Genomic DNA, 13,128 nt, shown 5'->3' on the forward strand with positions numbered 1-13,128 from the left:
CGCGGGGCCTTTCCAGCTTACGGAGCGGGCGGCCGGAACGGAGGTCGTGGCCCGCGGGAGGTGGCAGCCGAGGCGGGGTTTCCCGGCACGGTGGGCAGGTACTCCTGAGGCGGGCCGGTCCCGGCCCGGCCGGTGCGGCGGGCCCTTCCGGATGCAGGGTGCGGCGCGGCGGGCAATCGTAGGAGGAGGTCCCGGTCCCGCGGCAGGGGCGGCGCAGTCCGGGCCCGGGCGGGGACCCGGCCGGACCCGAGGAGGACACATGTCGACGTCAGAGCCCGACGCATCCCGTTCGCCCGGAGCATCCCGTACGCCAGGGGAGCGCTGTACGCCGGACGACGTGCTCCACGCCCGTACCGGTACCGACGTCTCGCCCGAGGACGTCGTGCTGGCCGCGGGCCGTGACATCACCCCGCGCAACCTGGAGTGGGCCAAGCGCAAGATCGAAACGGAGGGGCCGGCCGCCCTGGACAAGCTGCTGCCCTAGGGTGCGGCGGACCGTGCGGTCCGCTGCTGCGGCGAACTGTACGGTCTGCCACGGGGCGGGGACCGGAGCTGTGGGTTCCGGTCCCCGCCCCGTGGCAGTCCCGTGGCACGGCCTTCCGGGCGGGTCACGGTGCCGGCGGTCTCGGCACGGTTGACACGGGTCCCACGGGTCCGACCTGTGCCTGACCTGTGCTGCGGCAGCTCGACCGGCTCGGGTGCCGCTCTCCAGGCGGCGTGGTGCCGGTCTCCGGGCGGCGGGTGCCGTCGCCGTGCGCCGTCAGCGCCGCGAGCCCTCGCCGGGCAGCGTGCTGTCGTCGTCGACGACGTGCACGGCGGCCTCCTCGGCGCCCGCGGCCCCGCCGTCGATACCCGCGTCGAAGGCCACCTCCTCCTTGGTGGTGTCGGTGTGCGCGCCCTCGTCGGGGGCGACCAGGCGCCCGGCGCGCTCGTCCCCCGCCTCCGGGTCGACCGGTTCACCCTCGCCGCCGGGCAGGTCGCCCACGTCGTCGCCGTCGGTCTCCCCCGCGTCGGGCCGTTCCTGGGCCAGCCGCCGGTCGAGGCTCTCGCCCTCGTGCTGTTCGGCCGCCGTGGTGCCGTACTTGTCGACGCCGAGCGGCTTCTGTGGCGGCGAGTAGCCCTCGTCGAGGGTGTCGTCGTAGGTCCGCTCGCCGATCGCGTCCTGCATGTCCAGCGGCGCGGCGTCCTCCTGCTCCTCGTTGCTCCCGGTGGGCTGGTAGGCGTCGTCGGCCATCGGATCGGTGCTCACGGATGCCTCCTTCTCGGCGGCTCGGGGTCGCGGTGTCGTGCTCCGCGTTTCCCGCCGCGCCATCTCCAATCCCGCTGCCGCCCGATTCACCGGGTCACACGCGCACCCGGGGCGTCGTGATCACTCGGCGTGGACTCCGTGGACGCGGCCAGGCCCGCCGTCCACTTCTCCTCGATGCGGCCGACCTTCCAGACCACCAGGGCGAGCACCCAGGTGACGAAGAACAGTCCGACGATGACGAAGCCGATGACGTTGAGGTCCAGGCCCGCGACCCAGTCCCAGAAGAAGCCGTGCAGTGCGAGCTTCTCGGCGAGCAGGCCGAGCAGTTCGACGGTGCCGATGATCAGGGCGACCGCCACGGACAGGCCGGTGATGGTGAGGTTGTAGTAGACCTTGCGGACGGGCTTGGAGAACGCCCAGCCGTAGGCGAAGTTCATGAACGAGCCGTCGATCGTGTCCAGCAGCGACATGCCCGCCGCGAACAGCACGGGCAGGCACAGGATGGCGTACCAGGGCAGCCCGGAGGCGGCGCCGGAACCCGCCAGCACCAGCAGCGCGATCTCGGTGGCCGTGTCGAAGCCGAGCCCGAAGAGCAGCCCCAGCGGGTACATCTGCCAGGGCTTGGTGATCGACTTCATGACCCGGCCGAGGATGCGGTTCATGAACCCGCGGCTGTTCAGCTGCTGCTCCAGCGCGGCCTCGTCGAAGTGCCCGGAGCGCATCTGCCGGAACACCTTCCAGATGCCGGCGAGGATCACCAGGTTGATGGCGGCGATGACGTAGAGGAAGGTGCCGGAGACGGTCGTGCCGATCAGGCCGGTGACGTCGTGCAGCTGCGAGTTGTCGTCGCGGACGGGGCCCGCCAGCGCCCTGACGCCCAGGGAGAGCAGGAACGCCAGGCCGAAGACGATGCTGGAGTGGCCGAGGGAGAACCAGAAGCCGACCGACAGGGGCCGCTGCCCCTCGTTCATCAGCTTGCGGGTGGTGTTGTCGATGGCGGCGATGTGGTCGGCGTCGAAGGCGTGCCGCATGCCGAGCGTGTAGGCGGTGACGCCGATGCCGATGCCGAAGGACTTGGTGCCGAGGCTGTAGTGCTCCGGCGCCACGATCCACACGAGGGTGAACCAGCCGATGACGTGCAGGGCGAGCACGAAGGCGGCCATGCCGCCGACCCTGGTCCACTCCTGCCGCGTCATGGAGGTGCGGACGCGGTGCCAGGGCGAGCGCTTGGCCTCGGCCGTGGCGGGGAGGAGCGGAGTGGGACCAGGGGCGGCCGTCATGGGAGGGGCTTTCCTTCGGTGGATGGTGCGAGAGGCCGCACTGAGGCAGCCTTCTGCCATGCTCTCCCATCTGCGCATCATGTGCAGTAAAGGCCGTGATTGGTCTTGACCATGGGAGGGGAAAGTCCGGCCCGGCCCCGGCCCGCGGCGCGGTACGCCGCGACCGGGCAGGTCAAGCCGGTGGGGGGCAGGTCAAGCCGGTCGGGCAGGTCGGACAGGTCGGGTCCGTGGAGCGGCCGGGCGGACGGCCGGTCGGCGGACGGCCGGTCGGGCGGATCAGGGCGGTGGGGCGGGGTCAGGGCGGTGGGGCGGGGTCAGGGCGGTGGGGCGGGGTCAGGGCGCCAGCAGGCCGCGGCCGAGCCAGTCGGCGGAGTCGCGTACGCCCGGCAGGACGTAGAAGTAGCCGCCGCCGGTCGGCGAGATGTAGTCGACGAGGGGCTCGTCGATCAGCCGGGTCTGGGTGGCCTCGAACTGGCGGACGACGTCCTGCTGGTAGCAGCAGAAGACCAGGCCCATGTCGAGGTTGCCGACGTTGTCGACGCCCCGGTCGTAGTTGTAGCCGCGGCGCAGCAGGCGGGAGGCGTCGGTCGCGGCGGTGCGCGGGTTGGCCAGCCGGATGTGGGAGTCCAGCGGGATCGCCGTGCCGTGCGGGTCCTTGGCGTAGTTCGGGACGTCGCTCTCCTGGGCGCCGTCCAGCGGGGCGCCGGTGTCCTTGCGGCGGCCGAACATCTTCTCCTGCTCGGTCAGCGACACCCGGTCCCAGAACTCCACGAGCATGCGGATGATCCGGATGACCTGGTAGCTGCCCCCGGTCGCCCAGGCGGGCTCGCCCTGGCCCTCGCCCACCCAGATCAGCCGGTCCGTCTCCCGGGCGGAGGTCACGTCCGGGTTGGCGATGCCGTCCTTGAAGCCGAGCAGGTTGCGCTGCGTGCCGGTGGGGCGCGGGGTGTTCTGGAAACCGTCGATGCGCCACTTGATCTGGAGGGCGCCGCGCGTGTGCCGGGCGATGTCGCGCAGCGCGTGCAGCACGGTGTCCTGGCGGTTCGCGCAGATCTGCAGGGACAGGTCGCCGTGGCACTCGGCGGCCCTGAGGTTGTCGTTGGGGAAGGTGCGCATCGCGGTGAGCCGGCGCGGCCTGGCCTTGGCGAGGCCGTAGCGGTCGTCGAAGAGGGAGGCTCCGACGCCGACGGTCACGGTGAGGGCGTCGGCGGGGACCTCGGGGCCGAGGATGCCGCTGTCGGAGGGCGGGGCGCCGACGCCGAGGTCCGTGGGGGCGCCGCCGGCGGTGAGGAAACGGGCCCGCTCGGTGAGGGTCTTGAACAGGTCCGCCAGTTCCCGGCGGTCGTCGGCGATGACGTCGAAGGAGACGAAGGCGGCGGCGGCCTGCGCGGGGGTGACGACCCCGGCCTGGTGGGCACCGTGGAAGGGGATCCGCGTCGGCTCGGAGCCGTCCGCGGCATGCGCCTGGCCGGTGCCGGTCTGGCTCAGCGCGAGCCCGCCGCCGGCCAGGACCGCGCCGGCGGCCCCGGCTCCGAGGGCCGTCCGGACGAAGGTGCGGCGGCCGTGACCGGCGGGGCAGCCGCCCGGCGGGGTGGGCGTGGCGGCGGACGGCATGGAGGGGTTCCCTTCGGTGTGGACCGGTGGTCGGCTCGGGGCGGTTCGGGGGGTGGGGCACGGCGCGCGGGGGGGGTCAGGCGGACTTGCGGATCTCCAGCAGGTCCGGCACGGGGGCGAGGTCTTCCAGGAGCTGCCCGGTGGCCCCGTCCAGGCGGGCCCGGCCGGCGGCGTCGAGCCGGTCGAGCGGGGTCCAGGTGTCGCCGTGGTGCGCCGCGTCGAGCAGCGCGCGCAGCCGGGCGGTGTCCCGCTCGACGGTGGGCAGCAGGCGCGGGGCGCGGCTGGTCAGCAGCGGCTTCAGTACGGTGAGCAGCTCGCCGGTGCCGGTGAGGTTGGCGTCGGTCGTGGCCAGCTCGGTGCCGCTGCCCTGGTCGGCGTCGCCGGTCAGCTCGAACTGGAGGGTGTTCTCGAGGATCTCGTGGGCGCGCAGCGGCAGGTCGCCGGGGTCGAAGTCCTGGCCGGGGAAGGCCTTGCACAGACCTGCCGCGTCGGCGGCGAGCCGCCGGGCCGGTGCCTTGAGCAGACCGGCTTCCTGCCCGTGCCACAGGCCGTACTCGATGCGGTGGAACCCGGTGAAGTCCTTGTCCGCGACGCCGCCGGCAAGGCCGTCCGGCCTGCCGTTGATCTTCTTGTCGAAGTCCTCGAAGGTGCCGTAGGCGGCGCCGAGGGAGGAGTACGTGCGGTGGGCGGTCAGCCAGTCGGCGCGGGCCGCGTCCAGGTGGCCGCCCTGGATGTCGTCGTTCAGCCGGGCGGTCTGGGTGACCAGGGTGGCCAGGCCGGCGTCGACGTAGTGCCGGTACTGCTGGAGCGGGCCCGCCAGGTCCTGCTCGGAGACGGGGACGACCGCCTTGGCCCCCGCGCCGCCGCTCACCCGCACGGCCTTGGAGGTGACCGCCTTGCCGCCGGTGGGCACACAGCGCCAGGCGTAGCTGCCGCCCGCGACGGTGGCGACCAGGTCGCGGGTGGTGCCGGGGGCCAGCCCCTCGATCTCGCCGTAGACGGCGTTGCTGGCCGGGTCGATCAGGTAGACCTCGGAGGTCTTCGAGCCGGTGTTGTGCATCTGGAAGGTCTGCCGGCCCGTCCGCGGTGCGGTGAAGCCGTTGCCGCACTCCGTCTCGGAGACGGCGACGGTCTGCGCACCGGCGGGCTTGGGCCGGCCGAGGGCCACGACGAGTCCCGCCACGACCGCGGGCACGGCGACGACGGCCACCGGGACGACCCAGGCGGGGCGACGGCGGCGTACGGGGGCGGCGGGCGCGGCCGGCCCGGAACCGGGCGCGGGCCCGGACTGGGGGCTGGGCTCGGACCCGGGATCGGACTCGGGATCGGACTCGGACGTCTGTGCCGGGCGGGTCTCCGTCCCGGGCCCCCGGTCGGACGTGGCGGCGGCCGGGTCGGCGGAGGGGACGGCGGGCGCGGCAGGGAGGTCGGCGGAGGGCGCGGCCGACGCTACGGCGGCGGCCGGCTTCGGGCTGCTCACCGGGGCGCCGCCCGCACCCGCACCCGCACCGCTCGCGCGTACGCCCCGCACGAAGAGGGTCATCACCACGGCGAGGTAGCCGACGTAGGCGACGACCTGGACCCAGGTCATCGCCGGGGTCAGGTTGAGGACGCCCTGGACCAGGGTGGCGTACCAGGAACTCGCGTCGATGCCGCCGCTCAGGTCGACGGCGTAGGCGGTGGAGCCGGGCAGGACACCGCCCTCCTGGAGGTCGCGCAGGCCGTAACCGAGGACGCCGGCGGCGATCACGATCAGGACGGCGCCGGTCGCGGTGAAGAACTTGGTGAGGTTGATCTTCAGGACCCGCCGGTACAGGCCCCAGCACAGGCAGGCCGCCAGGACGAGCCCGATCCCGGCGCCGGCCAGCGGACCGGCGGACTCACCGGCCGCGCGTGCGGTGGTCCACAGGAACAGGGCCGTCTCCAGGCCCTCGCGGCCCACGGCGAGGAAGGAGGTGAGGATCAGCATGCCCGCGCCCATGGCGAGCGCGCCGGTCACCTTCTGCTTGATCTCACCGGAGAGGCTGCGGGCCGAGCGGCGCATCCAGAAGACCATCGCGGTGACGAAGGCGACGGCCACCACGCTGAGCGCGCCGCCGAACGCCTCCTGCGCCGTCGCCGAGAGAGAGGCAGCCGTGAAGGTGAGGACGGCGCCGAAGCCGAGCGCGAGCGCGACGGCCGCCAGAACGCCGGTCCACACCTGCGGCAGCCGGGACCTGGCACCGGCCCGGACCAGGGTCGCGACCAGGATGGAGACGATGAGTCCGCCTTCGAGTCCCTCCCGCAGTCCGATCAGGAAACTCGGAAACGCGTCGTCCCACATGCCGTGCGGCCCTCCCCGGCACACCGCCCCGGCCACGGTGGGACCGAGTTAGCGAAGGCATGCCTTACTTCGGACCCCATCATGACTACACGCATGTAGTCAAAAGGTCATGGGGCGGCAATGGCAAGGCAAAACCGCGGCGGACCGGGGGCGACCCTCGGACCCCGCCACCCGGCCTCGATGCCCATGCGTCCGGCCTCGACGCCGACGCGGCTCGCCTCGACGCCCGGTTCACCCGGCCTCCACACCGATTCACCCGCCCGGACGATCACGGGAACGCCGCGCCGGTCGTTTTCGTCTACAGTGCAGTAGACGGTCTACAGATTTGTAGTCACTCCCGGCCGCCGCCCCGGGCGCCCCACGCGTGCCCGCGGTCCCGCCCTCCCCCGACGGAAAGAGCCCGCGCCGATGATCGCACCCCCGCTCCTGTCGTCACAGCTCGCTGTCAACGTGCTGGACGCCCAGTCGCTGCTGGCCGCCTTCGGCGTGCTGGGTGTCGGGGTGGTGATGTTCGCCGAGACGGGACTGCTCGTCGGTTTCTTCCTCCCGGGCGACTCGCTGCTGTTCACCGCGGGGCTGCTGTGCACGGGCACCGCCGACCGGGGGGTGCGGCTGTCGCTGGCCCCGCTGCTGCTCGCCGCCGCCGTGGGCGCGCTCGCGGGGTCGCAGTGCGGCTACCTGCTGGGCCGCAAGGCCGGGGGCGCCCTGCTCGCCCGCAGTCGCTCGCCCAGGCTGCACGAGGGCGCCCGGCGCGCCGAGGAACTACTGGAGCGGTACGGGTTCGCCAAGGCCATCGTGCTGGCCCGCTTCGTGCCGGTGGTGCGGACCGTGCTCAACCCGGTGGCCGGCGCGCTGGGCGTGCCCGTGCGGACGTTCACGCTGTGGCAGGTGGCCGGCGGTCTCGTGTGGAGCCTCGGGCTGACCCTCGCGGGGTACGCGCTCGGTTCGTCAGTGCCGAACATCGACAAGTACCTGCTCCCGGTGATCGCGCTGATCGTGGTGGTGTCGCTGATCCCGCTCGCCGCCGAGGTGCTGCGCTCCCGGCGCGCCGCGAAGGCCAGGGAGGCACGCGGATGATGCTCGCCCTCTCGGGCGCGTCGGTCGACGGCTCGCTCTACACCGACGTGGTGGACCTGGCCCGCCGCTCCCCCGCGTGGTTCGACGACACGGTCTCGGTGTGGTCGGCGTACGGTCTCGCGGTGTTCGCCGTGCTGATGGCGGCGGGCTGGTGGCGGGCACGCCGGGTGGACGCCGCGTCCGCCGTGACGGCGCTGGCGGTGCCGGTCGCCGTCGTCCTCGCCTACGTGGTGAACTCGCTCGTGAAGCTCGCCGTGCACGAGGTGCGGCCCTGCCGGACCCTGCACACGGTCACCCTGGAGGCCTGTCCGGCGCCCACCGACTGGTCCTTTCCCAGCAACCACGCGGCGATCGCCGCCGCGGCGGCGGTGGCACTCTTCTTCGTGTCGCGCCGTCTCGGGGTGATCGCCGTGGTGGCCGCCGCCGCGATGGCGGTCTCCCGGGTCTGGGTCGGTGCCCACTACCCGCACGACGTGCTGGCCGGCCTCGTGGCCGGCGCGCTGGTGGCCTTCGTGATGATGAAGGTGCTGGTACGCCGCCCGGAAGAGCTGGCCCGGCGGATCGCGGCGTCCCGGCTGCGCCCCTTGCTGGTCTCATGAGGCACCGGGACACCGCGGACTTCTCAGGGAGTGCGGCGCTCGGTGCCTGGGCCGCGTTCACCGTGGTCGCCCTGGTCGCCGCGGGCGGGCACGGCGCGCCGCTGGGGGTGGACCAGACGCTGCTGTCCTGGTCGGTCGGCCACCGTCCCGAGGTGGTGGTGGCCGTGGCGCGGGGGCTGACCGCCACGGGCACGGGCGTCGTCCCGTACGTGCTGGTCGCGCTGGCCGGGACGCTCCTGGGCCGCACGGCGCGGCAGCGTACGGCCGCGGCGGCCGTCGGCGTCTTCTGCCTGGCCGTGGGGCAGGCCGCGCGCCAGGGGGTGATGGAGCTGGTCGCCCGTCCGCGTCCGCCGCACCAGGACTGGGCGACGCACGCCTCGGGCTGGTCCTTCCCGTCCGGGCACACGACCACGTCGGCGGTGACCGCCGGTCTGGTGATCCTCGCGATACTCCTGCGCGCTCCGCGCGGCCGGACGGCGCTGTGCCTGGCCGTCGGCTGCTGGGGCGCGCTCGTGGGGCTGACCCGGGTCTATCTCGGGGTGCACTGGTTCACCGACGTCGTCGGCGGCTGGTTGTTCGCCGTGGGCTGGCTGGGCGTGTGCCTGTGCGCGGCCGTCAGGTGGCTGCCCCCGCGCTTCGTCGACGCGCTGACGACGCGCGCCACGGGTCGGGCGGAGGCGGCGGCCGTGCCGCAGGAGCCTTCGGGCGGGGCGGGGCGCTCGCACGCGGCGTGAGTCGGACGTGGGCTACCGGGCGACGAACCCACACATCACGACCGCCCGCGCTCACCCGGCACCGCACCCCGCCGACCCCACCCGCCGCGCTCACCCGGCACCACACCCCGCCGACCCCACCCGCCGCGCTCACCCGGCGCCACACTCCGCCGCCGCCTGCCGCGCTCACCCGGCACCGCACTCCCCCGCCCGCCGCACTCCCCCGCGCGCCGCACTCGCCCGGCCTCACACCGCCCGGCGGCGGATCAGGACGCCCAGCACCAGCAGGCCCGGTACCAGGGGAAGCCAGACCGTCAGGAGTCGGTAGCCGAGGACGGCGGAGGCCGCCGCCGCTGCCGGGGCGCCCGAGGTGGTCAGGGCGAAGGCGAGCGCGGCGTCCAGGGAGCCCAGGCCGCCGGGCGTGGGCAGCAGCGCGGCGGCGCTGCTCGCGGCGAGGTAGAGGAGTGCCACCCGGGCCGGGGGCAGGGGCAGCCCGACGGCCTCGACGACGGCGATCAGGACGAGGGAGTGCGCGGCGGCGAAGGCGAGCGAGCCGCCCCACAGGGCGGCGGCCCGCTGGGGCCGGGAGTGCACGGCCCGGATGTCCGCGCCCACCGTCGCGGCCACGCGGGCGCACCGGGACCGCAGCGGGCCGCGCAGCACCACCGTGACCAGGACGAGGACGGCCAGGACGCCGGCCACCGCCGTGATCGGGACGTGCGGGAGGCGCAGCACCCCCGGGCAGGCCGCGGCGAGGACGGCGATCAGGACGGACCGGGCCAGCGCGCCCGCCGCGGCCTTGACCGCGAGGGCGCCGGCCGCGCGTGCGGCGGGCAGTCCGCAGCGCATGAGGAAGCGCAGGTTGACGGCGCCCGCGCCCAGGCCCGCGGGCAGGACGTGGTTGGCGGCCGAGGCGGCGAACTGGGCGGCGACGAGCCGGGGGCGGGGCAGCCGTTCGGCCACGGCTCCCTGCTGGGCCAGGGCCGCGCACCCCCAGGTGGCCATGGCCGCGCTCGCACCCACCAGCAGCCAGCCCTGGTCGGCGACGGCGAGCCTGTCGGCGCCGGACTCGACGACGGGCCAGTGCCGTTGCCCGAGGTAGGCGGCGCACAGCAGGACCGCGAGCATGACCCCGGTGTGCCACCAGGTCCGGCGGCGCAGGACGGCGGGACGGGTGAGCAGCGGGGAGGTCATGTGGCGGGGCCCTTCTGCGCCGTCGGCGCGACGTACAGCAGCAGGTCGCCGAGCCGGTGGACGGGCCAGCCGCGGGCGTAGGCGGGCGGGGAGGCGCCCGCGGGGGCGAGCGTGGCGACCGGGATGCGCCGTGCGGTCTCCTCGATGGCGGCGCGTGTGGAGTTGGCGTTGGGGCCGTCCGTCGCGGCGGATCCGCAGCCGGTGTAGAAGGCGATGGGGAGGGCCTCCTCCCCGGTGAGCAGGCAGGGCGGGCGGACACCGAGGCCGTGCAGGGCCGCGGCGGTGCGGTTCCAGGCGCGGCGGTCGTCGGTGGTGCGGGCGACGGTGTGGTCGAGGACGGCGTACTGGACGGCGAGGTGCACGGCCAGGGCCAGGACGGCGACGCTCAGGGCGACCGGCCGCCAGTCGCCCTGTGGCGTGGTGACGAGGTGGGCGACGGCGTCGGCGACCGGGAGGGCGAGCAGGGCGTAGGCGGGCAGGAGGAAGCGGGGCGCGGCGTATCCGATCAGGAACAGGTAGGGGAGGGCCGCCGTGGCGGCGCAGGCCAGCGCCACCAGCGTGGGACCGCTGCGCCGGGCGCGCCGGGCGCACAGCAGCCCCAGCAGGGCGAGGACCGGCAGGGCGTACCACCAGGCCGTGACCAGGAGGTTCGGCGGCGCTCCGGTGCACGGGCGGCACAGGGTCCGCCCGCCCAGGCTGCGCAGCTGGTCGGTCACGGCGAAGTGCCAGCCGAGGCCGCCCTGGATGGCGGAGCCGTCGGCGAGCCGCCGCAGCGGTCCGCCGTAGTCGGCGTAGGCCTCGGCGATCCACTCGGCGGAGCCCGCGGCCAGTCCGGCCAGGAGGGCGATGAGCGGCTTGAAGTGGCGGCCGGGCAGCGCGAGGGCCAGCAGCGGGAGCACCACCCAGACCGCGTCCATGGGGCGCATCAGCGCCATGAGGGCGGCGGTGCCGGCCAGGCCCGCGAGGGCGGCGCGGTCCTGCGGGTCGGCGCGGGCCCGCACGAAGCAGCCCGCGCAGGCGAGCGCGCCGACGGCGACCCAGTAGTTGGGCATGGCCTGCGGGCCGTAGAAGAGGGTCACCCACAGGGAGGCGAAGAGGGCGCCGGCGAGGGCGCGGACGCGGGCGGGGAAGTGGTCGCGCCACACCCGCAGGGCCAGGTACAGCGCGAGGCCCGACAGCAGGGCGAGGAAGACGCGCAGCAGCACGGTGGAGGACGACCAGGAGGCGACGGGGGCGACCAGCAGGGAGACGCCGCGAGCCCGGGGGGCGCTGAAGAAGGCGGCCGGTGCGTGCGGGCTGACCTGGCTGACGTAGACGGTCTCGTCCCAGCCGAGGCCCATCGCGGGGCGTACCAGGAGCAGTTGGGCGAGGGTGAAGGCGGCGGCCACCGCCGCGACCGGTGGGTCGCCCCGGCGGCGGCGCGCCCGGCCGTCACCGGCCCTCGGTGCGGGACGCCGGTACCCGGCGAGTATGGCGTGCGTGTTGTCGGCCATCTCCACCCCTCATCCCTACGCACTGTAGGGTTTCTGACTCCACAGTGTGCGGGACCGGTGCGGGAGTCGGGCAGGACGTCAGGGAATCGTCGGGAAAACGTCACGGAAAGAATCGGCGAACTCGTATGGAAAAGCCCAAAAGATGAGGAAAGTGTTCGGATCTGCGGTTCACGGGCAGGTCGAGGACCAAGGACAAGCTAACCCGGCTCGGGGCGCTTCGCCGGGCGGGACACCGCCGGACACCCGGCATCCCTACGCGCTGTAAGGTTGAGGGCATGGCTGGCAGAGGGCCTCACGGCAGGACGGAACGGCGCAGTCCGGGCGAGTTGGAGAGCGAGGTCCTCGCCGCGCTGTGGTCCACGGAGCGCCCGCTGACACCGGCCGAGATCCAGCTGGAGATCGGTGGCGACCTGGCCTACAACACCGTGCACACCATCCTCAAACGGCTCTGGGACAAGGGGCTGGTGCTGCGGGAGGTCGACGGGCGGCGGGGCGCCTACCGGCCGGCGAAGAACGCCGCCGAGCTGACCGCCCAGGCCATGCACGAGGCCCTGGACCGCGGCCCCGATCCGATCGCGGCGCTGCAGCAGTTCGTGACCGGGCTGAGCGCCGAGGAGGAGCGGGCCCTGCGCGAGCTGCTGGCGGGAGGGCCCGCATGAGGATCGACGTCTACATCCCGCCGGCACTGTCCGTGCTGCTCTCGGTGATCAGCCCCGCGATCGGCCGCCGGGTGGCCCCCGCGCCGGCCGCGCGCGTGCTGACCGCCGCCGCCGTGGGGAGCGCGGGCGCCACCGTCTGGTCCCTCGCGCTGCTCGCCCTCACCCTCGCCGGCGACGCGCCCGCGTTCCTCGCGCGCTCCGGCGGGGACGGCCGCCGCCTGCCGGAGCCGGTGCCCGAGGTGATCGCAATCTTGGCCTGCCTGGCCCTCGTGGCCGTCGGCATCCGGCTGGGGCGCGCCGTCCGCGGCGAGTTCGGCACCCGCCGGGCGCTGCGGCGGCTGTGCGCGGGGCATCCCGGGGACACCGAACTGATCGTGGCCGCCTCGCCCGTACCGCGGGCGTTCGCCATCCCCGGCTCCCCCGGCCGGATCCTGGTCACGGCCGCGATGCTCGGCGCGCTGCGGCCCCAGGAGCGCCGGGTGCTGCTCGCCCACGAACGCGCCCACCTCACCCACCGGCACGCGCGGCTGGTGACCGCCGTGACGCTGGCTGTGGCAGCCGACCCGCTGCTCGGCCGGGTGCGCCCCACGGTCGCCTTCCTCGTCGAGCGCTGGGCGGACGAGCGGGCCGCGGCGGCGGTCGGCGACCGCACCGCCACCGCGCGGGCGCTGGCCCGCGCGGCCCTCACGGCCGGCCGGGCGGCCGGGCCGGCCGGCACGCTGCCCCTCACCGACCGCGCCGTCACCCGCCGGATCGCGGCCCTGCGTTCGGCGCCGCCGCCGCCCCTGTGGCCGGTCGCCGCCGCGGTGCTCGCCCTCGGCGCCCTGCCGGTCCTCGGCGCCGCCGACGCCACCGGCGACCTGCTGCGCCTCCTGCCGCTCGGCCTCGCCTGAACCCGGGCGGCCGAGCGACCGCCTCGGCGGCGCG

General features: G+C 74.7%; 12 protein-coding genes. 6 read left to right on the forward strand and 6 right to left on the reverse strand.

What is annotated here, in order from left to right; all coding sequences use genetic code 11:
* The first annotated feature begins 259 nt into the window (after positions 1-259).
* A complete protein-coding gene (locus AB0G56_RS01075; protein WP_360961620.1) occupies positions 260-484 on the forward strand; it encodes a hypothetical protein in 225 nt (74 codons plus the stop codon).
* Between the two features lie 276 nt (positions 485-760).
* On the opposite strand, the gene AB0G56_RS01080 is transcribed toward AB0G56_RS01075, so the two are convergent.
* From AB0G56_RS01080 to efeU, 4 genes are all read right to left on the reverse strand, one after another.
* On the reverse strand, positions 761-1,249 hold the full coding sequence (locus AB0G56_RS01080; RefSeq protein ID WP_360961623.1) for a DUF5709 domain-containing protein: 489 nt from the start codon (positions 1,247-1,249) through the stop codon (positions 761-763).
* An 86-nt stretch (positions 1,250-1,335) separates the two neighbouring features.
* Entirely contained in the window at positions 1,336-2,445 is a 1,110-nt protein-coding gene (locus tag AB0G56_RS01085) for a HoxN/HupN/NixA family nickel/cobalt transporter (RefSeq protein ID WP_360962216.1), read from the reverse strand.
* A 417-nt stretch (positions 2,446-2,862) separates the two neighbouring features.
* Positions 2,863-4,143: an iron uptake transporter deferrochelatase/peroxidase subunit gene (gene efeB, locus AB0G56_RS01090; protein ID WP_360961626.1), complete on the reverse strand. Its 1,281-nt coding sequence runs from the start codon at positions 4,141-4,143 to the stop codon at positions 2,863-2,865.
* 76 nt (positions 4,144-4,219) lie between these two features.
* Positions 4,220-6,466, reverse strand: a complete 2,247-nt coding sequence (efeU, locus tag AB0G56_RS01095) for an iron uptake transporter permease EfeU (RefSeq protein WP_360961629.1) — start codon at positions 6,464-6,466, stop codon at positions 4,220-4,222.
* Between the two features lie 408 nt (positions 6,467-6,874).
* Between efeU and AB0G56_RS01100 the strand changes: the two genes are divergently transcribed.
* From AB0G56_RS01100 to AB0G56_RS01110, 3 genes are read left to right on the forward strand one after another with little or no spacing between them, the layout of a single operon-like run.
* Positions 6,875-7,543 carry a DedA family protein gene (locus AB0G56_RS01100; RefSeq protein ID WP_360961632.1) on the forward strand — a complete coding sequence of 223 codons (669 nt, stop codon included), beginning with the start codon at positions 6,875-6,877 and terminating at the stop codon, positions 7,541-7,543.
* Positions 7,540-8,142, forward strand: coding sequence for a phosphatase PAP2 family protein (locus AB0G56_RS01105; protein WP_360961635.1), 603 nt, complete (start codon positions 7,540-7,542; stop codon positions 8,140-8,142). The genes AB0G56_RS01100 and AB0G56_RS01105 overlap by 4 nt, the downstream gene beginning before the upstream one ends.
* Entirely contained in the window at positions 8,139-8,876 is a 738-nt protein-coding gene (locus AB0G56_RS01110) for a phosphatase PAP2 family protein (RefSeq protein ID WP_360961638.1), read from the forward strand. Before AB0G56_RS01105 ends, AB0G56_RS01110 begins: the two co-directional genes overlap by 4 nt.
* Positions 8,877-9,101: 225 nt before the next feature.
* On the opposite strand, the gene AB0G56_RS01115 is transcribed toward AB0G56_RS01110, so the two are convergent.
* Together AB0G56_RS01115 and AB0G56_RS01120 are read right to left on the reverse strand one after the other, a co-directional pair.
* Positions 9,102-10,049, reverse strand: coding sequence for a lysylphosphatidylglycerol synthase domain-containing protein (locus AB0G56_RS01115; protein ID WP_360961641.1), 948 nt, complete (start codon positions 10,047-10,049; stop codon positions 9,102-9,104).
* Positions 10,046-11,542, reverse strand: a complete 1,497-nt coding sequence (locus tag AB0G56_RS01120) for a hypothetical protein (protein WP_360961643.1) — start codon at positions 11,540-11,542, stop codon at positions 10,046-10,048. The genes AB0G56_RS01115 and AB0G56_RS01120 overlap by 4 nt, the downstream gene beginning before the upstream one ends.
* 275 nt (positions 11,543-11,817) lie before the next feature.
* Here AB0G56_RS01120 and AB0G56_RS01125 point away from each other — a divergent pair, with 275 nt between their 5' ends.
* Positions 11,818-12,201 carry a BlaI/MecI/CopY family transcriptional regulator gene (locus AB0G56_RS01125; RefSeq protein ID WP_360961646.1) on the forward strand — a complete coding sequence of 128 codons (384 nt, stop codon included), beginning with the start codon at positions 11,818-11,820 and terminating at the stop codon, positions 12,199-12,201.
* Positions 12,198-13,094 (forward strand): M48 family metalloprotease, encoded by an 897-nt coding sequence (locus AB0G56_RS01130; RefSeq protein ID WP_360961648.1) that lies wholly within the window; start codon positions 12,198-12,200, stop codon positions 13,092-13,094. Before AB0G56_RS01125 ends, AB0G56_RS01130 begins: the two co-directional genes overlap by 4 nt.
* The last annotated feature ends 34 nt before the right edge of the window (positions 13,095-13,128 follow it).

The organism is Streptomyces sp. NPDC021356 (assembly GCF_040641015.1).
Classification (GTDB): domain Bacteria; phylum Actinomycetota; class Actinomycetes; order Streptomycetales; family Streptomycetaceae; genus Streptomyces.

What these genes read in the sequence shown, in the direction of transcription:
- AB0G56_RS01075 (WP_360961620.1), top strand. Translation starts at nt 260, where the DNA reads ATGTCGACGTCAGAGCCCGACGCATCCCGTTCGCCCGGAGCATCCCGT.
- AB0G56_RS01085 (WP_360962216.1), bottom strand. Translation starts at nt 2,445, where the DNA reads ATGACGCGGCAGGAGTGGACCAGGGTCGGCGGCATGGCCGCCTTCGTG.
- efeB (WP_360961626.1), bottom strand. Translation starts at nt 4,143, where the DNA reads ATGCCGTCCGCCGCCACGCCCACCCCGCCGGGCGGCTGCCCCGCCGGT.
- efeU (WP_360961629.1), bottom strand. Translation starts at nt 6,466, where the DNA reads ATGTGGGACGACGCGTTTCCGAGTTTCCTGATCGGACTGCGGGAGGGA.
- AB0G56_RS01100 (WP_360961632.1), top strand. Translation starts at nt 6,875, where the DNA reads ATGATCGCACCCCCGCTCCTGTCGTCACAGCTCGCTGTCAACGTGCTG.
- AB0G56_RS01105 (WP_360961635.1), top strand. Translation starts at nt 7,540, where the DNA reads ATGATGCTCGCCCTCTCGGGCGCGTCGGTCGACGGCTCGCTCTACACC.
- AB0G56_RS01110 (WP_360961638.1), top strand. Translation starts at nt 8,139, where the DNA reads ATGAGGCACCGGGACACCGCGGACTTCTCAGGGAGTGCGGCGCTCGGT.
- AB0G56_RS01115 (WP_360961641.1), bottom strand. Translation starts at nt 10,049, where the DNA reads ATGACCTCCCCGCTGCTCACCCGTCCCGCCGTCCTGCGCCGCCGGACC.
- AB0G56_RS01120 (WP_360961643.1), bottom strand. Translation starts at nt 11,542, where the DNA reads ATGGCCGACAACACGCACGCCATACTCGCCGGGTACCGGCGTCCCGCA.
- AB0G56_RS01125 (WP_360961646.1), top strand. Translation starts at nt 11,818, where the DNA reads ATGGCTGGCAGAGGGCCTCACGGCAGGACGGAACGGCGCAGTCCGGGC.
- AB0G56_RS01130 (WP_360961648.1), top strand. Translation starts at nt 12,198, where the DNA reads ATGAGGATCGACGTCTACATCCCGCCGGCACTGTCCGTGCTGCTCTCG.